General features: G+C 35.3%; 24 protein-coding genes. 10 read left to right on the top strand and 14 right to left on the bottom strand.

Features of this window, described 5'->3' with window-relative positions; genetic code table 11:
• Nucleotides 1-32 precede the first annotated feature (32 nt).
• The 6 genes from DF185_RS18825 to DF185_RS18800 all read right to left on the bottom strand — a co-directional run bounded on the left by DF185_RS18825 (nucleotide 33) and on the right by DF185_RS18800 (nucleotide 6,241).
• On the bottom strand, nucleotides 33-824 hold the full coding sequence (locus DF185_RS18825) for a helix-turn-helix domain-containing protein (RefSeq protein WP_110362524.1): 792 nt from the start codon (nucleotides 822-824) through the stop codon (nucleotides 33-35).
• A 476-nt stretch (nucleotides 825-1,300) separates the two neighbouring features.
• Nucleotides 1,301-1,723 (bottom strand): hypothetical protein, encoded by a 423-nt coding sequence (locus DF185_RS18820; protein WP_110362522.1) that lies wholly within the window; start codon nucleotides 1,721-1,723, stop codon nucleotides 1,301-1,303.
• Nucleotides 1,724-1,866: 143 nt separating this feature from the next.
• Nucleotides 1,867-2,661 carry an alpha/beta hydrolase gene (locus DF185_RS18815; RefSeq protein WP_165836075.1) on the bottom strand — a complete coding sequence of 265 codons (795 nt, stop codon included), beginning with the start codon at nucleotides 2,659-2,661 and terminating at the stop codon, nucleotides 1,867-1,869.
• A 205-nt stretch (nucleotides 2,662-2,866) separates the two neighbouring features.
• A complete protein-coding gene (locus DF185_RS18810; protein WP_110362518.1) occupies nucleotides 2,867-3,712 on the bottom strand; it encodes a DUF4349 domain-containing protein in 846 nt (281 codons plus the stop codon).
• Nucleotides 3,713-4,072: 360 nt separating this feature from the next.
• Entirely contained in the window at nucleotides 4,073-5,167 is a 1,095-nt protein-coding gene (locus DF185_RS18805) for a TraB/GumN family protein (RefSeq protein ID WP_110362516.1), read from the bottom strand.
• Nucleotides 5,168-5,332: 165 nt separating this feature from the next.
• Nucleotides 5,333-6,241: a carboxypeptidase-like regulatory domain-containing protein gene (locus tag DF185_RS18800; protein ID WP_133250085.1), complete on the bottom strand. Its 909-nt coding sequence runs from the start codon at nucleotides 6,239-6,241 to the stop codon at nucleotides 5,333-5,335.
• An 820-nt stretch (nucleotides 6,242-7,061) separates the two neighbouring features.
• On the opposite strand from DF185_RS18800, the gene DF185_RS18790 reads away from it, so the two are divergent.
• Nucleotides 7,062-7,514 carry a nuclear transport factor 2 family protein gene (locus DF185_RS18790; RefSeq protein ID WP_110362510.1) on the top strand — a complete coding sequence of 151 codons (453 nt, stop codon included), beginning with the start codon at nucleotides 7,062-7,064 and terminating at the stop codon, nucleotides 7,512-7,514.
• 84 nt (nucleotides 7,515-7,598) lie between these two features.
• On the opposite strand, the gene DF185_RS18785 is transcribed toward DF185_RS18790, so the two are convergent.
• The 3 genes from DF185_RS18785 to DF185_RS18775 all read right to left on the bottom strand — a co-directional run bounded on the left by DF185_RS18785 (nucleotide 7,599) and on the right by DF185_RS18775 (nucleotide 11,451).
• Nucleotides 7,599-9,158, bottom strand: a complete 1,560-nt coding sequence (locus DF185_RS18785) for a M81 family metallopeptidase (RefSeq protein ID WP_110362508.1) — start codon at nucleotides 9,156-9,158, stop codon at nucleotides 7,599-7,601.
• Nucleotides 9,159-9,439: 281 nt separating this feature from the next.
• Nucleotides 9,440-10,120, bottom strand: a complete 681-nt coding sequence (locus DF185_RS18780; RefSeq protein WP_110362506.1) for a response regulator transcription factor — start codon at nucleotides 10,118-10,120, stop codon at nucleotides 9,440-9,442.
• A 2-nt stretch (nucleotides 10,121-10,122) separates the two neighbouring features.
• On the bottom strand, nucleotides 10,123-11,451 hold the full coding sequence (locus DF185_RS18775; RefSeq protein WP_165836074.1) for a sensor histidine kinase: 1,329 nt from the start codon (nucleotides 11,449-11,451) through the stop codon (nucleotides 10,123-10,125).
• A gap of 177 nt (nucleotides 11,452-11,628) precedes the next feature.
• Here DF185_RS18775 and DF185_RS18770 point away from each other — a divergent pair, with 177 nt between their 5' ends.
• Nucleotides 11,629-12,342: a hypothetical protein gene (locus tag DF185_RS18770; RefSeq protein ID WP_110362502.1), complete on the top strand. Its 714-nt coding sequence runs from the start codon at nucleotides 11,629-11,631 to the stop codon at nucleotides 12,340-12,342.
• A gap of 50 nt (nucleotides 12,343-12,392) precedes the next feature.
• Here the strand turns inward: DF185_RS18770 and DF185_RS18765 are convergent, their stop codons facing one another.
• Together DF185_RS18765 and DF185_RS18760 are read right to left on the bottom strand one after the other, a co-directional pair.
• On the bottom strand, nucleotides 12,393-12,626 hold the full coding sequence (locus DF185_RS18765; protein ID WP_110362500.1) for a zinc-ribbon domain-containing protein: 234 nt from the start codon (nucleotides 12,624-12,626) through the stop codon (nucleotides 12,393-12,395).
• Between the two features lie 109 nt (nucleotides 12,627-12,735).
• Nucleotides 12,736-14,073 (bottom strand): YihY/virulence factor BrkB family protein, encoded by a 1,338-nt coding sequence (locus DF185_RS18760; RefSeq protein WP_110362498.1) that lies wholly within the window; start codon nucleotides 14,071-14,073, stop codon nucleotides 12,736-12,738.
• Nucleotides 14,074-14,217: 144 nt separating this feature from the next.
• Here DF185_RS18760 and DF185_RS18755 point away from each other — a divergent pair, with 144 nt between their 5' ends.
• The 8 genes from DF185_RS18755 (at nucleotide 14,218) to DF185_RS18715 (ending at nucleotide 23,273) form a co-directional block, all read left to right on the top strand.
• A complete protein-coding gene (locus DF185_RS18755) occupies nucleotides 14,218-15,300 on the top strand; it encodes a serine hydrolase domain-containing protein (RefSeq protein ID WP_110362496.1) in 1,083 nt (360 codons plus the stop codon).
• A gap of 66 nt (nucleotides 15,301-15,366) precedes the next feature.
• Entirely contained in the window at nucleotides 15,367-16,050 is a 684-nt protein-coding gene (locus DF185_RS18750) for a response regulator transcription factor (protein WP_110362494.1), read from the top strand.
• Between the two features lie 3 nt (nucleotides 16,051-16,053).
• Complete coding sequence (locus DF185_RS18745; RefSeq protein ID WP_110362492.1) at nucleotides 16,054-17,310, top strand: sensor histidine kinase; 1,257 nt, start codon at nucleotides 16,054-16,056, stop codon at nucleotides 17,308-17,310.
• 33 nt (nucleotides 17,311-17,343) lie between these two features.
• Nucleotides 17,344-18,111, top strand: coding sequence for a glycosyltransferase (locus tag DF185_RS18740; RefSeq protein ID WP_243421798.1), 768 nt, complete (start codon nucleotides 17,344-17,346; stop codon nucleotides 18,109-18,111).
• The gene (locus DF185_RS18735) at nucleotides 18,108-18,746 is read left to right on the top strand and encodes a lipid-A-disaccharide synthase N-terminal domain-containing protein (RefSeq protein ID WP_207784696.1); all 639 of its coding nucleotides are present in this window, start codon (nucleotides 18,108-18,110) and stop codon (nucleotides 18,744-18,746) included. Before DF185_RS18740 ends, DF185_RS18735 begins: the two co-directional genes overlap by 4 nt.
• A gap of 12 nt (nucleotides 18,747-18,758) precedes the next feature.
• Nucleotides 18,759-20,498, top strand: a complete 1,740-nt coding sequence (locus DF185_RS18730; RefSeq protein WP_165836073.1) for an ArnT family glycosyltransferase — start codon at nucleotides 18,759-18,761, stop codon at nucleotides 20,496-20,498.
• The gene (locus DF185_RS18725; RefSeq protein ID WP_110362488.1) at nucleotides 20,488-21,489 is read left to right on the top strand and encodes a GDP-mannose 4,6-dehydratase; all 1,002 of its coding nucleotides are present in this window, start codon (nucleotides 20,488-20,490) and stop codon (nucleotides 21,487-21,489) included. Before DF185_RS18730 ends, DF185_RS18725 begins: the two co-directional genes overlap by 11 nt.
• A 440-nt stretch (nucleotides 21,490-21,929) precedes the next feature.
• Complete coding sequence (locus DF185_RS18715; protein WP_110362484.1) at nucleotides 21,930-23,273, top strand: 4Fe-4S binding protein; 1,344 nt, start codon at nucleotides 21,930-21,932, stop codon at nucleotides 23,271-23,273.
• Between the two features lie 43 nt (nucleotides 23,274-23,316).
• Here the strand turns inward: DF185_RS18715 and DF185_RS18710 are convergent, their stop codons facing one another.
• The 3 genes from DF185_RS18710 to atpC all read right to left on the bottom strand — a co-directional run bounded on the left by DF185_RS18710 (nucleotide 23,317) and on the right by atpC (nucleotide 25,605).
• Nucleotides 23,317-23,982, bottom strand: a complete 666-nt coding sequence (locus DF185_RS18710) for a glutathione peroxidase (RefSeq protein WP_165836072.1) — start codon at nucleotides 23,980-23,982, stop codon at nucleotides 23,317-23,319.
• A 79-nt stretch (nucleotides 23,983-24,061) separates the two neighbouring features.
• Nucleotides 24,062-25,099, bottom strand: a complete 1,038-nt coding sequence (locus DF185_RS18705; RefSeq protein ID WP_110362482.1) for a glycosyltransferase family 9 protein — start codon at nucleotides 25,097-25,099, stop codon at nucleotides 24,062-24,064.
• 266 nt (nucleotides 25,100-25,365) lie between these two features.
• Nucleotides 25,366-25,605: an ATP synthase F1 subunit epsilon gene (gene atpC, locus DF185_RS18700; RefSeq protein WP_110362480.1), complete on the bottom strand. Its 240-nt coding sequence runs from the start codon at nucleotides 25,603-25,605 to the stop codon at nucleotides 25,366-25,368.
• Between the last annotated feature and the right edge of the window lie 73 nt (nucleotides 25,606-25,678).

The raw sequence follows: 25,678 nt of genomic DNA, 5'->3' as shown, positions 1-25,678 counted from the left end.
TTCCAGCAAGCAGAATTGTATATTTTAAGCACTTAAAATAATCTGAAGTTGTAATTAATGATTTGTGTATCCTTATCCGCCGATTGGATCAAGGATTGGTAGGTAGACGGGGTACAATGAAGAAACAATTTGAATTCACGTATAAAATGGGCCTGATCGAAATAACCAGCATCAGCACCTATCTCGGTTAGTTTATCCTTACTATCAATTAAATTGCATAACGATTTTCGGAATTTTACTAGACGTTCAAACTTTTTGGTACTTAAGCCTGTAATAATGGAAAACTTTCGGTTTAAGGTCGTGTAGTTAGTATCATTCAATTTGCAATATTCTTCAATCGACATGGAGTCCTCACTCCATCGAACAGTCTGGTAATAATCTTTTAGGGGTTTAATTCTTTGATAGGAAAACTCATCGTAAAGCACATGTAGCATATGATAGACTTCATTCAACAGTTCCTCATCATTCACGGCTTCAAGTCCCAGTTTTCCTGGAAGTGTTACTTCCATCATTTGATTCAGTAAATCCTTTCCTTCGCATTGCAGAAAAGGAAATGCTCCAAATGGATAAAAGCGAATGCCCAAAAGTTTTGTTCCTGCAGGATAATGCACACAATTGGTCTGCAAACTAATGCCTTCAAGCACATTCTTACCATTGGGCCTGCCATTCCAATTGTATTCAGAGCCTTCCAATGGAACCAGTAATTGCATGTACTGACTTGGTGGTATTAGCACATCAATTGCTTCATTGCCAGATTCAAGTACCCAAATTCGTTCTATCAAATCGGAATACTGTTTGGGCTGATATGTTCTGATATCCAACATCGCTTACAAATATAACTTGATTTTCACAAAACAATTGTAATTAGGTAAACCACAGAGTACACAGAGGAACACAGAGAATTTAGACATACTTGACCCTATGGGCTCTGTGCATGTCTTTCAGATTAAACAAATTCTCTTCTTCACTTAAGAAAGATGTACTTGTCCTGATGCAATTTCATTCTTAATTTATTTAAGATTGTCTTATTCAATTCTAAACACAGGGGAACACAAAGAAATAATAATCCTCTGTGTTCCCCTGTGTACCTTTGTGGTTGTTTCAACGATTAAGTATCTCAATAATGTCATTTCATATCTGTGTTAAAAAGTAGCTAAAAATAAAAGGGAACAGCACAATGCCATTCCCTATAAATTTTGTTTCTTATAAATTGATAATCTTAGCTTATAGCTTCACTACCTTGCTTAGAAATAATGAATATCACAGCTATAAGTATTACATAGAAATCTAAATCCTAAAATTAAAAGTTTAAACTAATTCCAAATTTAGGAAGTAGTTTGGTTTTATCTTCAAAATCAGAATTCAACTCCAATCCTAACATTAGATTTATATTTTCTGCTAAAACATCCTTTTTAACAATGTACAAGGGGACTCTAAAATTTCCAAATTCTCCATCTATTACAGATGCACCAACTCCCCAAGAAAGGTTTACATCAGAAGCTAACTCAACAGATAAATCATTACGAACAAACAACGATACTTCTGTATTATCAAAGTATTCATTCTCAGCTTGAATTCTTAACTCGGGATAAAATTGTCCTTGCGTAAACAATGCAATTCCTAATTCATTTTTGTGATAATAGCTTGCAGTCCAATTTTTAGTTTGTGCAGAACTTACAAAGAAAATTCCAATAAGTGATGTGATTAGTAAAAGCTTTTTCATTACAATTTTTTATTTAATTTAATTTTCTTGAAAGTAATATTTATAAATAAATCAAACAAATATTCTAATAAGCTTTTAAAAGATTAGGGAACAGCACAATGCCATTCCCCCCATCAAGTCTGTGTGTAATAAACTAAGCCTAACTAATTCTTTATATCATTTAAAAAAGCACCAATTGCAGTCCAGTACTCCTCTCCTCCTTGCTGATTGATCCAAAGCGCACGTGAACCATGATGCCCCGGACCTTCTGGAATAAAATGTACCTGCTTTTCTATCATTTTATGCTTCTCCAACAATTCTTTTACGTATTTGGCTTCATAATTCGAACTGGTAATAAACATTGGCTTTTCAAATCCTTCCAGCTTATCTATAAGAGATCCTTTTTGATCCGCCATGTAATTTCCCGGACTGAAAGAGATCACTGCTGAAACTTCATCCAGTTCTACACCCAAGTAAAGTGCTAAGGTGGAAGAATAGGAAGATCCCCAAAGAATCACCTTATCCGAATAAGTCTGACTCACATATTTGATCGCTGCTCGGATATCTGGCTCTGCATCCACATAAGATATCTCCAATCCTTTTTTAAGGGCACGCAAGTAAGTTTCGTTTTGTGTTTTTCCGATAGGTCCACCCGAACGCTGATCAATTGCCATGCAGTTAAAGCCCATTTCGTTCAGCTTCTCAGCAATTCCCGAATACTCGAACTTGTTGAACCTGGCTTGGTGACAAAGCAGAATGAAAGGTGATGTTTTATCAATTTGATACAGATGAGCTGTAATCATCAAAGAATCCATCGATGGAAATTCCACGACTTCTGGATACTCAACTTTCTTTTCCGTTTCAGATACTTGAGATGTATCATCATCTTTTGTGGTCTTTTGCTGACAGGATACCAGGAATACACCCAGAACGATCAGAATAATAGGTAGTCTTTTCATCATTTTGTGTTTAGTGTGCTATATCAATGATGATTAAATGTAAGAATACCCTATGTGAAAATGAATTTTATTTTGAATTGGCAGTTAGCGGTTATCAAGGAATGATTTAGACGCAGATCATTATGATGTTTTATGATTGACTTTGATTTCTTTCGAATATGAGGTTGTTGCTAAGCACCTTGTAAATACTTAGCAACTTATTGAATTACTCTTTATTTTGCTTTCTCTTTCTTCTTATTCTTTTTAAGAGATAGATAATCAAGACGATTATAATCCAGAATGGCCAAATCATAACCAGATCTAACAGAAAATCAACAAATCCATACCAACCTTTCGATAATGATTGCTTAATTCTTTCTGAGAATTTGTCGCGTTTATCTGGGTTGTATTTAAAGTCTTTTTTCTTGTGAATGTTTAATTTAAGTGTACTATAATCAACCAAATCACCTAAATACTTCAATCGACCCGATGTACTTTCAATTTCCTCTTCTATGTAGCGGATTTTTTCTTCTATTTCAAGTATTTCCTTTACAGTTTTGGCCCTTTTTAAGAGATCCTTATATTTCTTCGCATACGCTCGTTTGTTCTGAAGTCTTGTTTCCAAATCAATAAACTGTTCCGTTACATCTCTGGCATCGATTTCTTTATACAATACTTCTCCCTTACCCTGCTCAATTGCACTTATAAAACTTTCAAAATGCACAGAAGGAATTCTAACTGTTAAGTTATAAATGGTTTCCCAATCTGTATTATTCAAATTTTCGTTGGAATAATACGCACCATACAATTTCACAACAGAATCGACTCTTGCCTTGGCAGCATCAACATTTGTAACCTTTAGGCCTATTCTACCATCTTTAATGATTTTCTTTTTAACGACTTCCTTATTGTCTATAGGCATTAGCGGTGCACCACCTTGCTGTCGTGTAATGGGCACTAATTCTTCTTCTGCCATTTCTGACAAAGCTAAAATTCCATCTGAATTATCAGCTTGATTACAAGAAGTTATCATCGCAGCAAAAAGCAAGAGTAAGTATAAAGAGTTCTTCATTGTGTTTTGTTTTGGATTAGTTAATTATTGGGTAAAAATTAATTTAATGATTAGACAATAATGAGTTTCATCGCTTTTTCAAGTTTAGTTTTTCCCTCCTAGGGAACCGTAGCGTAGCGGAGTTCGTGAACACAGTTGAAAATTGAATTAATGTGAACAAAATCCCGGCAGGGAAAAGGGTGAAATAAGAACAATATAATCAAAAATACACCCTTCTGGCTGTCGCCTCCGTCAAAGCTTTCGGGATTCCCTAAATAAAACCTTTCCATTATTTTTTAATTTATCTTTTCAATCCTTGATTCGCATTAATTACGAACCTCACTAGAATTATTCAGAAAAAGAAATTCACTTCATAAATCACTATAAACTTGGAGTATTTTTATCATGGTAAACTATTGTTTTATTCATAGAGTTGATACGTCCCTGCGTCAACTCCTTACCAATAATAAGATACCTTCTTTCCAATTCTTTTCGAAATTCCGGATCAATAATATTGTCCATACCCCATGAAATCATATGTTCCGATAATGGATTGTAAAAAATAAAATGATCAAAAACCTCATTCCATTTTAATTTGATCCTGATATATGGATAATCATCAAAACGATCATTTCCAAATGGCGAATCTTTCAATGCAAAGGCTACAGGTTTATTATCATTTGCTTCAAATGCCAGATCCCATTTTTTATGTGCATGAAATTTACCTTTAATGGAATAACGTCGGTTGGCATAGCTATTTAAAAATACATTTGTTAATTCATCTGGAAACTCTTCTTTCAAATATCTTCCAACATTATCTGTCTTCCTGTTCTTTTTCCAGTATATGTTCCCATAGGCATGTCTATAATTCATAATTATTAATGCCTTGCTATTTTTGTGTGATAGATACCAATTGCTAATATTCTTAGCCATAGCTCGATCCCTATCATTTAATGTTTCTTTAAAATCCTGATAATCCTCTTTTGTTTTAATATTCTTCCACGAAAATTTCATATCAGCACCTATAATCCTGATTTTCTTTTCAAGGCTACGATCTCTATTCAATTGTGCAACTCTCATAATAAAAGAATAAAAATTTGTTTTTTCCCACAGTACATCAAAACTTAAGTACTGATAGATGTGCTTTGTTTTTGCCTCAATTTGAGCATCTGATAAGTCATTTGCCAACAGCAAATCATCCAATTCACTTTGAATGCTTACCGATGGACTTTCAAAAATGATATTTCCCACTTCTTCAGAAAACCAATCTTGAGAAACAATATCATACAACAAATCATACTGAGTAATTTCTCGATGATCTCTTTCACATATCATTACCAAATCTTTCTTCTGAAATAATGTTTCCATGTAATCAATTGGTGATGAACCATTCTGCTTCAAAAAATCTACATATGGGTTTTGTGCATTGATTACAATTGATAACAAAGCAAGTGATAGGGTTAATAATGTCTTCATTTTTTTGTTATTGGTCTTCTACTAATGATTCAGATTAAACTCTGTTTTATAAACTCTATAGTATCCCAAACCTACAAAATTATATTCAATTCATCACTCTTTTATAAAATATAATATTCCATTATCCTTATAACCCCTCCCTGATAACTGATAACTGATAACTGATCATTGTTCACTGTTCACTGCAACCATTACTACATCCAACCTGTACACAGAATCGTTTGTAATCATCACTGCCTTTTTAACCGTTTTATAGTTCTTGCAAGTAAAGACCAGGTTATGCTGTCCACTCGTTAGATTCTTGATGAAATAATTGCCCTTTGTACCTCGTTTCACCATTGGCTTTTTCTTGTCTACAGAAAGTCTTGGCCGATGTATTGGACGGCCTTCCTCATCCTTTATTGTTCCTGCCAGACTAATCTTCCTCCTGGGAATCTTATTGTACTTCAATACACTTTCCATTCTAGAAACCAACTTGGGATTTTCACCAGCATACTTCCCCTTTACATAGGGAATGATCACATCATTCAGCAAATTTTGGTATTGCTTTAAGCTTTCCTGAATTTTCTCTCCTGTTCTCTTCAATTTTTTCTTGTTCCTTTTCGGATCCTCCAACAAATCATCGAACATGGCAATGCTGTTCATCAAGGCTTCTTTCAATGCACTCCCAACTCTGGCCTTTTTACTTTCATCAGGATATTCATCAAGAATTCCCTTCAGTTTTTCTGAATTTATTAATAAATTTATTCCTGAGTATTTGTAAAGCTGGTTCTTGCCAAAACCTTTTAAGGAAGAGAAAGGAATGAATTCATGAAAGTTACCATAGCTTTTTAGCAGGTTGGCTACTTGAAAACATTGGTTCTCCAATTGTTCACGATGAGATTGTTTGTAATAAGCTTTTTTACCTTTGTGAATTTCCTGCTTAATCGTAAGCTCTTCTAACTGACTCACAAGATGAAGGAGCTTGTTGTGGGTTTTAAGATAGAAAGTATCGTTTTGTAAGACTGAGCTTTCTGCTCCGAACTTTTGCAAACGTAAAGCTTGTTTGAATATTCGCATTTGGGCTTTGTCCATATCGTGTGATTTGAGTATTGGATTTATTTTGATTTGATGTATTGCTTCTTCTTTACGCACACTTACACAAGCACACAAATCATCAACCCTTTCTCTTCAACACCTTGCTTACGCAAGCAAATCATCAACATTCGCTCAGCCCACATAGGATTTCGCTTTTAAAAGCCATCCTTTCGCACCACACACAAAGGCATTCGCACTGCAACGGTTTACCTCCGCGTTAATCTCATTTACCCTCTCTTTACGAAGCTATGCCCTCTCGTTTCTCTCATGATTAATTTCTGTAGGCCTTAAGCTTGTTTATTTCTCTTCATACATTATTTCTATGTTCGAAACCATCATTTCCATCATGGCCAAATCAAAAAACAAAAAGCCTAATGGCATTTTTTCTTTGCTTACATGCAATTACTAAGGTAACAATAAGTTTTTTAATGCTTTATAAATAATTTCATTTTTCTCTTAAGACATTTTTTGGGGCTCATGATGAGTTTCTTAATGCTTAGACTTTGTTTCTCAATTCTCTCTTTTAGTCTACAAAAGGACAGGATCATATTCCAGAGTCTTACCCTTATTCCCGAGTCTACTTGTTGTATATTCCTACTTGCTAAAGGTTCTTTCCTTCTCTTTACTTCCATCCCGACAAAGCTTTTTGCTGTATGCAGACATTACAAAGCTCTTTGCAGTACTTTTTAAACCGTTTACAAGAGGTTTTCTGGCCTTTCACAAGCCAATGCACTAACTTTGTATTAATCCTATCTATCGGCGCTTCTATCCTCTTCTATCTATAAAAAAACTTTATACCCTTAAACATCAATCCACCATGAATACAACAAGATTACTACTTTTAATGCTGTTGGCTCTTTGTACCTGCCAGCCTCAAGAAAACAAACCCGATATAGCCAAAGAAAAAGAAGCGGTACACCAAGTGATGCAAGATTTCTTTACGGCACTTGAAACCAGGAATTGGGACCTTTTGAAAAGCTCTTCTACCAGTAACTTCATTCTCATTGAAGATGGATTGCACTGGACCAACGACAGTCTCATACACGCCATGGATAACAAATGGGCTAATTTCGATGTTCGTTATAAATTTAACCTGATTAAAACCGAAGTGAATGCGTCCATGGCCTGGATGTATTACGAAAACAATGCCATGGTAAGTTCTCCTGATACCATCTTTCCTATCCATTGGCGAGAAAGTCTCATTTTCCACAAGGTAAACGGTGAATGGAAGCTGGTTTTGGGTCATTCCACTACTATCCCTAAGAATTAGGGATTAATACGTGTCATCTGCGAAATTCGTGGTAAAAAAAAGAGACGTACGGCCGTACGTCTCTACTGTATATTTTTATTGTATTTATTCGTTCGATAGTGGTATCATTCGTGCTGATAGATCCGGATTTTCCATATCTGCATCGAAAGGGAACATTGGGCGTTTAATGCGTTTGTGTCCCAAACGAATCAAATCCTGATCAACTCCACCTGGTGTTAGCGCCATCAACCAATCGCCACGCATGTTGTACAATTCAGGAACCAAATAACCAATCTTCACCATCACGATATCCGATTCTCTCGGATTTAATCCCAGATTGGTAAAATCAGCTTCGTGGTGATATGGTTTACGGATTTTGGTTACAATAACATGCATGCTTCCTACTTTCACTACCACTTCGGTTTCGGCATGCTTGTCGCCATGTTTAATCTTTTCAATCTTACCTTTCAATTTCACAGGTCCCGAGTAGCGTGAATCTACATTTGCGCCAGCTTCGGCCTCAATCATGGCTCCCTCGCCCAACTTCACAGCCTTTTCAACGAATTTTGGTCCAGGAATCGATGCGTAAATCAAAGATGGTCCGTCTGCCTTCTTAAATTCAGGTCTCTTTAAAAGCTCTGCCAAAGTCCATGTTACATCACCCGCACCACCTGCAGTTGGGTTATCGCCCATATCACTAATGATAAATGGCTTCTTATCACTTTTAATGGCTGCTTTTAAACTTTCATGCAAACTAGCCACCGGCGCTACAAATTCGAATTCTTTTCTTACATCCCAGAAACTTTTTGCCAGGTATTCGGCTGCTTTGGCAACCTCTTCCTTGCTATCTCCATAAGCAGTAACTGTAGCGGTATTTCTTGGTGCATCGCCCCATGCATAACCTACCCAAATGGCAGCATCTATCACACCTTCCTGTTTGGTTAAAGGATCAATCTTAGCATACAGGCTTTTTCCCGGCTCAATACGAGTACTGGTTTTCTCTCCCGGCAATAATACCGGAACCGGAATCCATGCTTTGTATTTTGGTTTGCCTTTTCCGCTCTCTAAACGATCCAAAAGGTTTTTCACGGCTCTTCTTCTGGTTTCCATGGCATCTTCGTGCGGAGCCAGACGGAAGCAGGTTATCAAATCGGAATGCTTTACCAATTCAGGAGTTACATTACCATGCAAATCCATGCTGGTTGAAATCATACAATCCGTTCCAACCACTTCTCTAATACGAGTGATCAGATCTCCTTCCGGATCATCCATTCCCTCAACACTACTCGCTCCGTGAACATCCAAAAACAAGGCATCGAAAGGTCCATTCACCTTTAGTTTTTCCAATATTTCGCTTACGAAAGTTTCGTAGGTTTCCTTGGTTACTACTCCTCCAGGAATTGCACGTGCCCTTAGGGTTGGAACCCATTTGGCTTGATTTCTTAATGTAGAATCTTTCCCGAAGAATGGATAGTAATCGAAGATCTCATCTCCCCTTAGTTGTTTGAAGGAATTCACATCGCTCTTGGCAGGTGAAAAGGTACTCGACTCAATCCAAAATCCAGCAATGGCAATTTTAGGCAGATCTTTCTTCTCTTTCTTTGCGCATGACGAAATCAAAAGCATGCACAATGCAAAGATCGCGATAACAGACTTGTTGTTCATTAGTTTGAAATTTTAGATCCCGATAGTTATCGGGATCAGATATGGCTTTTGGGATACCTTAATATCTCAATATTCAGGTAAAAATAATGATTAATGCGATTCGATGGATGAAATCAGTTAATTATTAAGGTTCACTTTCTTAATTGTTCATTATTCATTCTTAAAACACCTCTCTCCCTGTCGGGTCCCGATAGCTATCGCGGATCCCCTGAAAGGGAGAAAAAAACAAATTTACTTGTTGCAAGTTGGAAGCTATCCTCTTAATTATTAATTACTCATTGTTAATTGTCAATTGTAAAAATAAATCCCTTTCCATGAATATTGTCAATGCTTATGCGAGAGTCTTTAGCCAAATACTTTCTTAATTTTGAAATAAAAACATCCATACTCTTCCTGCTAAATTCATCATTTGTCCCCCAAATCTCATTCAATGCTTTCTTTCTTGAAAGCAAGTTATTTCTATGCTCACATAACATGAAAAGCAATTCAGATTCTCTGCTTGTTAGCTTTATGACTTCATCCTGATATTTTAACTGGAATAGTTGAGGTTTAAATTCGTAAGTACCTATTGCAATACTATCATTTTCTCTTTCACCATTTTTGTTTTGGCTCAGAATTGCATTAATCTTAGCAACCAACAGTTCTTCATCAACTGGTTTGGTTATATAATCAATCGCACCTAGTTTAAAGCCTTTCAGTTTATCAATCTTCAACGATTTAGCACTAAGAAATATGAATGGTAGATCACCATGGTTTTTCACCATAACTTTCGCCAATTCAAATCCATCAATTCCAGGAAGCATGATATCCAAAAGTGCCAAATTAAAATTGCCATTCTCTAATAAGTTCAACACTTCTTCAGCTGTCTTGACCCATACTACATTAAATTCCTGCATTGTCAGGTACTCAGATAGTATGTATCCAAAACTTTGATCATCTTCTAACAGTAAAATTCTTTTCATACTTATAGCTCAATAACAAACTCACAACCATTGGGATAATGATTTACCAGTTCTATATTTCCTTTGTGTCCTTCAACTATGCTTTTCACATAACTTAATCCGATACCGAATCCTTTTCCTTTGTATTGATTTCCTTGATTTGCCCTAAAAAAACGATCGAATATTTGTTCTTCATATCTGGGATCTATTCCCGGACCATCGTCTTTAATCCTAATCGTCCTCTGTTCCCCATCATCATTTGTTGTAATATAAACACAAACCCCTTCTTGAGAATACTTCAAGCTATTCTCCACAATATTCACAAAAGCACTTGTGAGCATTTCTTTGTCTCCATAAATCAAGGATTGATTAGAGCCTAAGTTAAATTCAATCTTTGCAGCATTTCTCTCAATAAGTATCTTCAATTTCTCTGGAATACCTTCAATGATTTCATGTAGATCCAGTTCTTGATTCTTAATTTGTGAAAATTCACTTTCAAACATCGAAATTCGCAGCAATTTGTCTACTTGCTTTTCCAACAGTTCACTCTCTTCTTCAATAATCTTGTGATAAGAATGATTCTTTTCCGGATTATTCGATTGCCTGAGAACCTTTGAAGCCAAACGAATTGATCCTATCGGCACTTTGAATTCATGAGACAGATTATTAAAAAAATCTGTTTTTATTTGACTCATTTTCTTGTGCTTCGCCAAGGATCTTAATAAATAAATTAATAGCCCGAAGAGAATAATCAATAAAGCAATACTTAAGCAAAATTGCCACATTAATGTGATCATGATATCAGACAACTTCTGCTCTTGATATAGAGAAATCCATAAATCATTGTCATTTGATTGTCTTAAGCCTTTAACCGGACTAAAGTATTGAAAACTTGACTCTCCATATATCCTTGACTGATACTCTTCTTCAGATTCTCCTTCCCTTTTGTTTGTTCCATCTTTAACTACAGAAAAAGAAACAATATCACTTATACAAGATTTTATATCCGATGATAAAAGCTCTTTCCTATACTTATAGGCATTACTAAGAAATACTCCATTTGATTGGTGTTGGTATATCGCAAAATATACTTTCCCGTAAAAACCATGAAGCATTAATATCGAATCGATTTTATTTGTAATCTTCTCCCTGGGTAAATCAACAACAAGAATATTCTGTCCATGAAATAAATTGTGATCAATACCATTTACCTCCATAGCTATAAGGGGAGCCAATTGTTTCAGCTTTTGATGCGTTTCTTTCTTTTGATAATCAACTGTTGAAGAGAACCAATTTACCTGAATAACGATAAGAAGAATCATTATTGCAAAGGCAACTGAACTTAGAAGCAAATAGTACTTTTTAGAAGGAATCATTTATCAAAAATAGAAATATTTAAGACTTATTTATCCCTTCTTAAGTTTTCATTAAGTTATTTAAGTTTTTGTTTAAACACTTTAATATATCGGTATCAAAAACATTAATTCGCTCTTTGTTTCTTTGAGATATAACAACAAAATCAACTCATTATGGAACGAATTTATCTTATTATCATTCTACTTGTAACTCAAAGTTTTTCAGTTATTGGCCAAACATTAATTAAAGAAACAGATTTAAGTAATGATGAAATTGCCTATCTTCAACAGCTTTCTGAAAAAATTGCATGCAACGATCAGAAGTACAGAAACTACTTGGCGAATAAGACATTGGATGATCAAATCATTGCAAAAATTGATTCCGTTTTTGACAATCATGGAATGCAAGAGGGATTATCCTATAAATCATCTCTCAACTTATCTCTTGATAAGCAAGTAAGAGATTCGTTATGGCAATTACAGCACCAATTGGATTTCGAAAATCATCTTTTACTTCGTGGCATGTTGAATACCTATGGATATTTATCCAAATCAATTTTAAAGGAAAAACACTACATACAAGTACTGCTATTGCTTCATCCTCCGAAAGATTGGGATGTGAGGTTATATCAGAAAGCTTATTCAAAGCTGTTTTTACATGAAATAAAGGAAGGGCGTATGCCTGCTAAAGATTTCGCAAACTTTTATGACAATATGCAAGCTAAAATCTTGAGAGAGCCGCAGCTTTATGGTACCAATCAGCAATTCGATCCTAACAGCAAGTCCATTCTTCCTCCTATGATTGAAAACATTAAAGAAACCAATAACGCCAGAAAAGAAATAGGTTTACCTCCATTAAAGGATGGTGAGTACAGATTATTCAAATAGGAATTACATGCAGGTCGATTTTTTTTAAAGTCGACCTTTAAGCTTATTTGTTATCTCATTCTTTCATATTCCTCTTTCTCCAACTGCCTTCCATTCCTGCAAATCGGACAATAGTAGATGTATCTGGTTTTGATCGGAAAAACTGAAATGAAGAACAAACTGGCAAAAGTCGCATTCTTTTCCAATGTCCAATGAGTAGTATTATTGCAGTTATAGCAATGTTCCTGCTGGTAAGATTGTCTTTGTTCTATTACTTTATCGTTGGCTCCGAAGATGAAGATCATATTTTTGCTAAAATTTTAAATATCAAATATTATTAATTGATCATTGTTAATTACTAATTATTCTATCAAGCGGTGTTCTTCTCTCCTAAAGGAGAGAGATAGAGTGAGGTTAGATATCCTTTAATAGTATTTCTCTTCCCTCAACCGAGAAAGAATTTCTATACTCCGCTACAATGAGTTTAAGATCGGCATAGACTTCTGTTTCCAAAACCGGGATATTATCAGAACCTGCCTTTTCTAATGAATCAATAACCTTACTAACCGTCATCTCATTGATATCAAAGGCAGGTTGATAAGCCATTTGTTTGTCCTTCTCAGTGGTTAGCTCCGAAATCAAACCAGAATTTAGCAAATTGAATAGTATTTCGCGCACCAAACGGATTGGCATTTCCAGTTGATGCGATATTTCTTGAGAACACAATGGCTTGTTATCCTGTTTAAAGTTTTGAACGATGAGGTTCAACACATACAAACTCAATAGTCTTTTGTAATCGTAAGAGATCTCTGTGGTTTCAGCTTCGTATTCGTAGTTCTCTACATTTTGCTCTGCAAAGGATATTTCTGCTCCAAACAACACCACCAACCAACTCAATTGCAACCACATCAAGAACAAAGGCAAGGCAGCAAAACTACCATACACGGCATTGTAAGTGGTTACCATTCCCTGAAACTCGATATACAACACCTGGAACAACTGATAAATGGTTCCGGCAATAATACCGGCAATCAATCCCGATTTGAACTTCACATGCGTGTTTGGCATGAATGTATAAAGCAGCGTAAACAATACCCACACCAAGAAGAAAGGTGCCAAATTGATCAGGAAAGTTAGAAATGGACCTACAGTTTCCATTAAGCCACTTCCTTGAGTGATTTGTTCAATCATGGTCTTTAGCACCACTGTCACCCCGCTCGATCCAATCAATAGAATCGGTGCAAATATCATCAAAGCAGTATAGTCACTAAACTTTCGTCCCCAGGTTCTTGACTTTTTAATGCGCCAAACATCATTGAATGATTCTTCGATATTACTTAAAACTTTTACTACTGACCAGAATAAGATTACAAATCCCAAACCTGCAATTAATGATCCCTTGGTATTTTCCAACATTTTATTGGCGAATTCTATCAACCAGGTCAGTACTTCTTGCTGACCAGCTAAATTGGCTTTCAATTCCGCTTCAAGCTTTGCTTCCAAATTGAATCCTTTCGCAATACCAAAACCCATTGCCAATACCGGAACCACCGATAATAATGAATAAAAGGTTAGTGCCGAAGCTCTCAATTGGCATTTGTCCTCATAAAAGCCTTTCACTGCCAAAAGGTAAATTCGCAATTGCCTGATTAGGAAATATCGGTGTCCCGATAAATCTTTCAAACGCATGTTCCACACTCCCCTGCTCAGGAAGTTCATAGTCAGGTCAAAATATTCGCGAATCTTACTCATCAACAATGCTTTTTATAATAGTTTTTATAGTTCGCAAATTAATCAAAAGCATATGATTTGGCAAATGCTAAACATGGCTAAATCAGTACAGTCATATTTGAATTATTTTATAATTTTAACTCATCATCCATCAAAACAACACTTATGAACTTTACTAAATCATTACTGGCATGTCTTTTTGTCCTTCTAGTTTTATCATGCCAGAGTCAAAAAACAGAGTATGATAAGCCTATTGAACAAGCCATTGAATTGACCAATGACTTTATCGCTAAAAATAAAATTCCAGGATTGGCCATTACCGTTTCAGTTAAAGGGGAGAACATTCTTTCCAAAGGATTTGGGTATGGAAACCTGGAATCTCAAGCTAAAGTTGATCCTGCCGTAACAAAGTTTCGCATTGGAAGTATTTCCAAACCAGTGAGTGCTGATGCACTTATTCAATTGTGGGATCAAAACAAACTTCAATTGGATTCATCCATTCAATACTATTTGCCTGATTTTCCAAAGAAGCAAGCTAAAATCACCAGTAGAATGGTAGCGGGTCATTTGGCAGGCATTCGACATTACAATGGGAATGAATTTTTAAGTGCCAAACACTACGATAATATTGATGACGCACTTGAAATCTTCGAAAATGATCCTTTGATCTCTTATCCTGGAAAGGAATATCATTATTCAAGCTATGGTTGGAACCTGTTGAGTCGTATAGTCGAAAAAGCTTCCGGAGAAGAATTTCTTTCCTACATGCAAAAACATGTTTTTAATCCATTGGAAATGCACAATACCATTGCCGATCATACTGATAGCATTGTTGTTAATCGCACTGGATTTTATCAAAGAACCAACGATAATAGAATCATAAATGGTCCGTTTGTTGATAACAGCATTAAATGGGCAGGTGGCGGCTTTTTGTCAACATCAGAAGATATCATGAAATTTGCCATCGCTCATAGCAAACCGGGTTACCTGAGTCAAAAGCAAATTGATGAATTGACTCGTTCTCAAAAAACATCAGAAGGTAACATTACCGAATACGGAATTGGTTGGGCGAGCGGAACAGATCATAAAGAGCATTATTACTATGGTCATTCAGGAGGTTCCATTGGTGCAACAACCCACATGATCATTTATCCCAAAGAAGAAGTCTGTGTAGTAGTTTTAACCAATCTTTCAAACGTAAGATTTCTAAACTTCAGTCATGAAATTGCCAATCTATTTATGAAATAGGCAAGATTTCGAGCAAATTCACGTTTATTTGCAATATAATGACCCCATTTCTTAATTTCCACCCACATGAATAGAGAGATCTTACTGATTGAAGATGATTTAAGCTTGCAAAAAACCATTGCCGACTATTTGAATTCCTCAGGATTCACATGTATTTGTGCCAATACAATAGCGCAAGGAAAAGAGTTTTTCGATAAGAAGTTTTATCCCATTGTATTGCTTGATTTAGGTTTACCCGATGGAGATGGTTTGGATTGCATTCCCTTTATCAAATCCATTTGGAATGAAACTGGTGTAATCATTATTTCGGCACGTGATAAGCTGGAAGATCGTGTGGATGGATTAAACCTTGGTGCAGATGATTATTTGGTTAAACCTTTTCATTTATCAGAGTTGAATGCAAGAATAAATGTAATTCTAAGAAGAAATCCTCATTTTGAGAAAAGCAGTCTGCAATTTGCTGACATAAAGATAGACACCTACTTAAACAGCATTAGCATATCGGGAGTCCCGGTTGAGTTTAGTCGCAAAGAATTCGATCTACTACTTTACTTTTTTGAGAATCAAAATCGTGTCCTCACAAAAGAAAATCTATACGAGCATGTTTGGGGGGAAAACTCTGTTTTCATGGATAATTCTGATTTTATTTACACTCATATTAATCGCTTAAGAAGGAAGATTAAAAAGCATACAGGTAAAAACTATATCAAAACAGTTCACGGTATTGGATATAAGTTGGAAAATCAATAGACTATGAAGTTACTTACCAGAATTAATCGCAACTACTTAAAGTTTGGCAGCATACTATTTCTTCTAATAGATGTTCTCGTCATTTTTGTAGTATCCCATACAGAACGGAAAGAAACCTTTAAGGATATGAAGAATGGGGCAATGGAAGTGGTAAGAGTAATTCAAAATCATGGGCACTTTCCTGATATTCCACCTGTATATTCTGTCGACATATTGGATTCTGATCAGGTAGTAGAAGGAGTTTTTAAAGATACTCTCATGTTTGATCCTGAAGATCAGCATATGGATGACTTTCTGGAGTACAAGTTTTCAACTAAAATTAATGGTACGAACTATCTTATCATACATCGACACAGAACCTTTACTTATCCAGAACTTATTTTTGAGGTTACTTTAGTCATTACCAGTTTTCTGCTAATAATCTTCTTGGCTTTATTTTTCTATACTCGTGTAATGAGTAAACAAATATGGGGCATATTTGAAAGGAATTCTGAGATTCTAAAACAATACTCCTTCTCTACTCCAAACAAACTGGTACTGGAAAAAACCAATATTGATGAGTTTGACAATTTGAATGGTATACTCCAAAAAATGTCGGACCGCTTAAGTAAGGATTATATCGCTTCAAAAGAATTTTCAGCCAATGCAGCTCATGAACTGCAAACACCTCTGGCAATTATAAAAGCAAAGTGTGAAGATCTTTTTTCTAAAGATGAACTCTCAGAAGAAAGCTTACATTCCATTCACGAGATATACAAATCTACAGATCGATTATCAGGTATCACCAAAGCTTTATTATTGCTGGCTAAAATAGATCACGGACAATTCAATGAAGAGGAAAAAATCTGTCTGAAAGAGATCATAGTCGAAAAGTTAGATTTCTACAAGGAAGTTATTGAAGAGTATGGCTTGAAATTCAATTTCACCATTGAGAACTCTTGTCAAGTTTTCATGGACAAACGATTGGCTACCCTCTGGGTTCAAAATATTCTTGTTAATGCCATTAAGTACTCTCCAACTCATAAAGAACTTGATATCTCTTTGGACCAAAATAGAATTTCAATCAGCAACTACGGAGAGGAAGCGATCCAACAACCGGAACAAATCTTCAACCGTTTTTATAAAGAAGGTGATGGGAAAGATTCTTCAGGAATTGGTTTGGCAATTGTGAAGAAAATTGCGGATCATTACGGAATGGAAATCAGCTATTCTTTTAAGGATTTTAAACACACTTTCACATTTCAATTTCCAGCATGTTAGATTTTTGTTAGATCTGTGACAGACTTTTGTTCCATGTTTTTATTTGGAATGGAAGAACTAACAGATCATATCATGAATTTATCGCATCCAAAATTTGAGCTTACCATTGTTGTTCCCGTATACAACGAGGAAGATAACCTAGCGCGAGTTAAAGAGGAATTTAATTCATATTTTTCCGCTTCACCCTATCGCTCTAAGGTGTTATTCGTAAATGATGGATCATCTGACTACAGTCAAATGATGATTGAAAAGATTTGTAAAAGCTCTGATCGTTATCAATACATCGAGTTAAATCAAAACATGGGATTGAGTGCCGCTCTTAAGGCAGGAATTGATCATGCTGAAACCGAGTTTGTAGGATACATTGATTCTGACCTGCAGACCTCTCCTTTCGATTTTGATTTCCTAATGGAATATCGTCATGATTATGCTTTGGTTACAGGCTATCGAAGAGACCGAAAAGATAGTTTTGTAAAAAATATGAGTTCGACCGTTGCCAATAACTTCCGTCGATTCATGACCAAAGATAAAGCCATTGATACAGGATGTCCTTTAAAAATCATGCAAACAAAATATGCCAAGAAGATTCCATTCTTTACTGGCATGCATCGATTTATTCCGGCCTTAATCATGTTACAAAATGGTGAAATGAAACAAGTTCCCGTTCGTCATTTCCCTAGAATTGCAGGTGAAGCAAAATACCATTTGTTCAACCGAATGATTGGTCCTTTTAAAGATTGTTTTGCCTATCGATGGATGAAAAAAAGATACATCAATTATGAAATATCAAACCAGGGATGATAGAAAGTTACCATATTTATGCCATTGGATTTCTGGCTCAGGCTCTTTTTTCAGCCCGCCTAATTGTCCAATGGGTAAAATCTGAGAAAGCTGGAAATTCTCTTTCTCCTGCCATATTTTGGCAGTTGAGCATTTTGGCTTCCTGGCTATTGTTTGTATATGGTTTATTGCGTAACGATTTTGCAATCATCTTTGGGCAAATCATTGCCTACACCATCTATATTCGTAATCTACAGTTACAAAACCGCTGGGAAAAATTGCCTTTAATTACACGAATACTGGCTCTTGGTACTCCAATTATAGCAATAGCGAACATCATATATAACTGGGAATTGCATCAAAATCTCTTGTTTAAGAATGATGATATTCCTGTCATGCTATTGATTTGGGGAATTGCGGGACAAATCATTTTCACCTTCAGGTTCATTTATCAATGGATTTATTCGGAACAAAAAGGAGAATCCTGTCTCCCTTTAGGATTTTGGATTATTAGCATTATCGGATCATGTATGATTTTGTCTTATGCTATCTATCGAACAGATCCGGTATTGTTTATCGGACAAGGGTTTGGAATGATTGTGTACACTCGAAACATCATTCTGATCAGGAAATATAAACTTCATCATAAAACCTGAAAAATGACATCAATGAATATTAAATCAATATTAGATAACAATAGATACGGACATGGCATTTTGCTAATTGTTGTTTGTTATATCTCGTTCTTCCTGTTCAACGATGAGTTCTTCGTGAATATCATGGAAGCACGAAACTTTGTGACAGCTCGCGAAATGATTGAAAAAGGCAATTGGCTTGTACCAACAATGAACGGAGAATTGCGATTGGCAAAGCCTCCATTTCCCACTTGGATTACCGCAATATTCGGAAGCATATTTGGTATGGAAAATTTAAGTATGCTTAGATTTCCAGCTGGAATAATGGGCTCATTGATGGTATTGTTTATGTACCAATTTATTATTAGTTTAAACGGAAATAGAATAAAAGCTTTAACAAACTGCCTAATTCTTGTTAGCAGCTTTTATGTACTTTATATGAGCAGAACAGGAACTTGGGATATATTCTGTCACAGCTTCATGTTGGGTGCCATCTGGATTATTTACAGCGCCTTTAATCATCATAACAATGATAGTTTATGGATTAAGTTTTCGTTCGCCGGCGTTTTGTTAGGATTGTCCTTTCTAAGTAAAGGTCCAGTGGCATTTTTTGCTCTTCTTCTACCTTTTTTAATTGCGTATTTCTCAGTTTATAAGAAAATAAACTTAAAACAATACTGGAAACCCATTGCTCTTTGTCTGCTTATATTTGCAATCATTAGTTTTTGGTGGCCAATTTACATTTCAATTGCACATGCTCAAGAAGCTGCCGCTGTAGCTAAACTGGAATCTGGTTCTTGGATAAATCGCCATGTTCGTCCTTTCTATTACTATTGGAATTTTCCTATTCAATCTGGAGTTTGGACAATAGCCATTTTTACCAGTTTACTATTTCCCTACGCAATCAAAAATTTCAAGGCAAAAGAGGAATACAAATTTGCATTGATATGGACTTTATCATCTGTGATTCTTCTTTCATTAATCCCTGAGAAAAAAGACAGATATCTTTTGCCTGTATTAATTCCAAGCGCGTTATTGGCAGGACAGCTATTTCATCATCTATACCTTGCTTTTAAGAATGAAAGTGCTAAAAAAGCAGACCATATTTTATTTGGGATTAATACATGGACCATTGCCATTGTCGCTTTTTCGATGCCAATTATTGTTTTTGTAATGTTTCTAAGGGAGAACTTGATATCAATTCATTCTTTCGCGCTTTTTTCTATTTTTTCAGAGATCATTGCAATGCTTGTGGTAATCTGTTGGATCAATCGAAATGTAAGAGGCATGGTACTCAACACAACAGCATTGTTCCTTATCGTTGTAATCTTCATTATTCCCAACACAGGTGGAATCTTAAATAGAAATCCTCATTTCAAGAGCATAGCTGAGATTAGAAAACTCACTAATTTCCATGAATACAACTATTATAGTATAGGTGAAGATCATCTCGCAATTGAATTGGTTTATGAAATAGGTAAAGAGGTAAAACAATGGAATACCTTGGAAAAACCTGACCTACCTGAAGAGAAACCCTTTTTGGTCATCTCAACTGAAAACCCAAAAGCTTTGTTTACCAAAGCCCAAATGAACAAAATTAAACTTGACATTATAGGTCAATACGATAACAATAAGAACAGGTTTGGGAAAAATCGATACAAAGAACATTTTAAGAAATATGTCAGTTTGGTAAGTCCCATTTCAATTGCTGACAAAACATTTTCAGAAGCTACCGCTATAGAAATGAATAAAACAAAGGACTATGGAAATTAAACAAGAAAACAGATTAAAAGAAAGCATTCTTGTAACAGGATGTGCTGGATTTATTGGTTCGCATTTGTGTGAAAAGCTTTTAAATCTGGGTTATCAGGTTGTAGGTGTCGATAATTTTGATCCCTATTATTCCATAGATTTAAAGATGGAGAATATGGAAGGATTTAAAAGAAACAAAGCTTTTAAATTTTACCAATTAGACCTTTGTCAAACTGGTGTATTAAACATGATACAGGAAGATGTATCTCTCATTGTCCATCTGGCAGGAAAAGCTGGTGTTCGACCATCAATTGAAGCTCCCCAAAGTTATATCGATAGTAATATTACCGCTACCCGAAACATCCTTGATTTCATGAATGAAAAGGGAATTAAAAAACTGGCCTTTGCATCATCCTCATCGGTGTATGGAAACAACGCTACAGTTCCATTCACTGAAGATCAAAATGTCGATCATGTGATTTCTCCTTATGCTTTTTCGAAAAAAGCTTGTGAAGTTTTGAATCATAGTTATCATCACCTCTACCAACTAGATATCATTAACATGAGATTCTTTACCGTTTTTGGTCCTCGTCAGCGACCAGATCTGGCAATCCACAAGTTTCTGAAATTGATGATAAATGACGAAACCATACCCGTATTTGGAGATGGTAGTACAGCAAGGGATTATACTTATGTAGATGATACTGTTGATGGAATTGTTAAAACTTGTGAGTTCCTTTTTAAAAGCGAAAATGTATTTGAAACTATTAACCTTGGTAACAGTTATCCAATACCCTTAAATCAAATGATAGAAGCCATCTCTAAAGCTTCTGAAATTATCCCAAACATCAACCGTCTTCCAATGCAAGCTGGTGACGTAAATCAAACATTTGCTGATATAAACAAAGCCAAAGAACTTATTGAATATTCTCCTAAAGTTTCATTTGAAGAAGGGATTAAACTTTTCGTAGAATGGTATAAGAAAATAAATGTTAGAGAAATCGTTGCATAATCATTAGATTGAGAAATCTGCAATTCATATTATTACTTGCACTTCTTTCCTCTATTTCGGAAAGGATTATTCCACATAAACATGATATTCATGCTGAAACAGGAGAGGTAATTGAATTTTGGAAGAACAATACATCTCAAAACGAAGAGAAAAATACTGACGAATTATTACATGCTGTTTATTACCTAAATTTTAAGGATAATAACCAAAAACTTCCCTTTCCACACTTAGAATTCACAGAGGCTAAAAACTGTAACTGCTCCTCGGTTTTTTATGAATTTGAAATTCTTACTCATAACAACGTAATATTATATGAATCAGATCGCTTTTTATATTTGAATAATTCATTATCCCCACCTTCATTAATTTAACACATCCAATTTCTACGAATCAGTATGCCTATTGATTCCCAATTCTCATGTTAAATTACAAATGAAAAAATGATTGAAAAATTATATAAATCTAAACTCTACCCTCTTGTATTTCAAATCCTATCACTGCTAATATTTACATTTCTTGTTTTAGGAGCAATTAATGTTACAACCAGTGACCCTGCTCTTGTAAAACAATTACGAAATACCAACTTATCCAATTTAATTGTATGGTCGTATTGGTGGCCTGTAATTGTGTTAACTGCCGTATTTTTCGGACGACATTGGTGTAGCATCTGCCCAATTGAATTTTTATCAGCAATTGCTAATCGTATTGGTTTGAAGCGAAAAGTTCCCAAATTCATGAAATCAGGATGGATGATTACCATTTTATACGCATTTATTGCCATAGTTGCCATACATACCTGGGGAATTCATCGTTATCCTAACCTTATGGCTTATTATCTTTTATCACTAATGGGCTTGGCTGTAATCTTGTCAATCATTTATGAAAAAAGAGCCTTTTGTTCCTATTTATGTCCTGTAGGTAAACTATTAGGATTGTATTCTCTTCTGTCTCACTTTGGCATAAGAGTTAAGAATCAGGTCACTTGCCATTCATGTAAAACCAAGGATTGTATCTCAAAAGAAAATCAATACAAACTTGTTGGAAGATCTTGTTCTTCAAACTTGTATCCGGCTAACATTACCAATAACAGAACTTGCATTCTTTGTACTCAATGTGTAAAATCCTGTTCAAACAACAATATCACTCTCAAAAGAATTAAAAGTTCTTACCAAAATTTCGACTCAAAAAAGCTTTTATGGTCTGAAATAGGAATGTTGATGGTACTTCTTGGTTTTGTTTGCTATGAGAACCTTTCATCTTGGGAAACAAGTAATACCATTATTCGTTTCATACCCTCACACCTCAACAAATTAATCGGTAGTCTGGCTATTCCATACGGCTTGTTTGAAGCATTGATTCTCTTCCTTCTTGTTCCTGCTATTTTTATGGGATTCATCTCTTTCCTACTTAAAGTAAATGGTAAAACTTCATGGAAACAAAGCCTTCAAAAACTTGCCATTCATCTTTTGCCATTGGTGGCATTTGGACATGTATTCAAGGCCTTGCTAAAAACCAGTTCCAGAATTCCATATTGGCAATATGCCCTCGAACAACCAGATGGTTTGCAATATGCAAATCTTATTTTCAATAAGGAAATTGCTCTCAATCCGTTAGCTTGGGTGAACAACCTGGTTCTTGTTTTGGGAATTTTGGGGCTTTGTTATGCGACATATATATCTGTAAAAAAAGTAAGTAAAACCGACTCAGATAAATGGATTCTCTATATCACTATCCTTTTCCATCTTGTGATATTTTTAATTGGTCCTATTTCTAGCTTTTTTTAAAACTATAAAATAAAAAAGAGCTCCAAATTGGAGCTCTTCATTATTATAGTAATTTCTTAATATCTTCTTCCATACTTTCAGGAGTGATATTGGGTTCTATTCGCTGAACTACCTTACCATCTCTGTCGATTAAAAATTTTGTGAAGTTCCATTTTACGCCATTACCCTCATAGATTTCAGGAAATTTTTGACTTAAGAAGCCCTTGAATTTCTGTCCCGACTCTGAATCATCAAATCCCTTGAATTCTTTTTCTGAAGTCAACATTTTATACAATGGATGAGCATTCTCGCCACGAACTTCAATCTTTTCAAACATTGGAAAGCTCACTCCATAGTTTTTCTGACAGAACTCTCCAATTTCCTCAGCTGTTCCTGGCTCCTGTCCTAAGAATTGGTTACAAGGAAAACCCAAAATCACCAATCCTTGATCTTTGTATTTTTGATACATGGCTTCCAAACCTTTGTATTGTGGTGTTAAACCGCATTTACTGGCCGTATTAACCACCAAAACCACTTTTCCTTTGTATTTCTTTAATTTTACCTCATCGCCTTGCAGAGAGTTCATTTTATAGCTGTAAAAATTTTTGCTCTCACATTTCTTCTTGGAACAGCATTCCTTTTTACATTCTTTTTTCTCTTTACTTTGGGCAATTGCCTGACTGGTATAAACTCCTACTAATACAATAAGGAGTAATGCTACTTTTTTCATGAATTCTTGTTTTGATTTGCAAACTAAGATATCATAAAAAATAAGAAGTCGGAAGAATTAAAATACTTATTGGTCTGATTTAAGATTCCATTAACATTTTCACCTCATCTGCAAGCCACTTAGGAGTAATATCGACCATACATTGCTGGTAAATATTCATCTTACATTTTCCGGATCCATCCTTTGTACAAGGACGACATTTCATATCAACTTCGAGGGTTTTAATGTGGTCTCCTGTGGTAAATCCAAATGCAGTTGGTCCCATTAAAGAAAGAGCTGGTATCTTAAATTTATCTGCGGCATGCAAGAACCCTGTATCACCAGATACTACCAAATTTGATTTTTGAACCAGGTAGCAAGATTCCAATAGATTGGTTTTTCCACTCAGGTTCAACACACGTTCAGGAGCAACTTCTACAATCTCCTTGCAGAACATATCATCCGGACCGGCCAGAATCATAAAGTGATAATCAGGAAGCAAATCAACTAACTTCTGCCAGTGAGAAACGGGCCATCGTTTCATTTGCCAGGCAGCCGATGGAACCAAAGTCACTAATTTTCTCTTGTCTCCTTTTAGGTTCTTAAAAACCTGTTGCTCCATCTTTTCTTTCAATTCCGTAGGAAAGAACCAGTCTTCATTGAACTTGGAGTAATCCTTAATTCCCCATTTTTCCAATGGTTTACGAAACGAGAGCATTCCTTTAAAAGGCATTGGGAAACAATCAATTCCAAATTTGAAGAGTAAGATCCTTTTGAATCTTTCCTTACTTCTCATGGTAAATTTGGGTCCGATTCCTAAATAGCGCTTCCAAATTGGTACCAAAACAGACTTTAGAATGAGAGAGCGGATATTTGAGTGTGCATCATATATATAATCGAACTTTTCCTGTTTAAGCAGTTTTGCTTGCTTTAAAATGCCTTCAAATCCATTTTGGCGATCAAATCCCCAAACTTTATGAATTCGTTGATCCATGGCCAAAAAAGAGGACATATCTTTTCTCGCAATCCAATGAATTTCTGCGTCGGGATAGTGGTTTAAAATACCGTCAACAGCTGTCATGCATTGAATGATATCTCCAATAGAACTAAATCGAATGATTAGAAATTTTTTAGGCATTTTATCGTATCAGGTATTTCGTAACTAGTACCGAGATGATTTACACTTTATTTAATCTAAGATAGACAAAAGTAGAAAATTTTTGCTTAACAGTGAACTATGAAGGTTCATATTCTTAAAAATGCCATTAATACTTAGATAATAGCAATTAATGGAATATTAATACATTATAATAAACGAAAAAAAGAGACTTTGATTTAACACCAAAGCCTCTTTTTTTAATATCTATCATCAGCACTAATTCTTTGTGTGCTAACTTTTATCATCTAACTATCTGCCAATACTGAAATTACATTTTTCTTGCATTCAACTACTCCTCCACCAATCTCGAAGAAAATATCATCTCCTTCATATGGTCTCAATTTGATGGTCCCTTTTTCTAAAGTGGATACAATTGGAGCGTGATTTTTCAGTATTTCAAAAGATCCATCTTTTCCCGGAAGTTGAACCAAAACAACTTCTCCTGAGTAAAGACTCTTTTCTGGTGTTACTATTTCTAAATGCATGTTTATCAATTATCAGTTAACAATGATCAGTTAACAGGAATCAGATACAAATTAAGAATCTATGTAACTTTTA

It is taken from the genome of Marinifilum breve, from assembly GCF_003202155.1.
Taxonomy (GTDB): Bacteria; Bacteroidota; Bacteroidia; order Bacteroidales; family Marinifilaceae; genus Marinifilum; species Marinifilum breve.
This window is presented reverse-complemented; position numbering and strand designations above follow the sequence as displayed.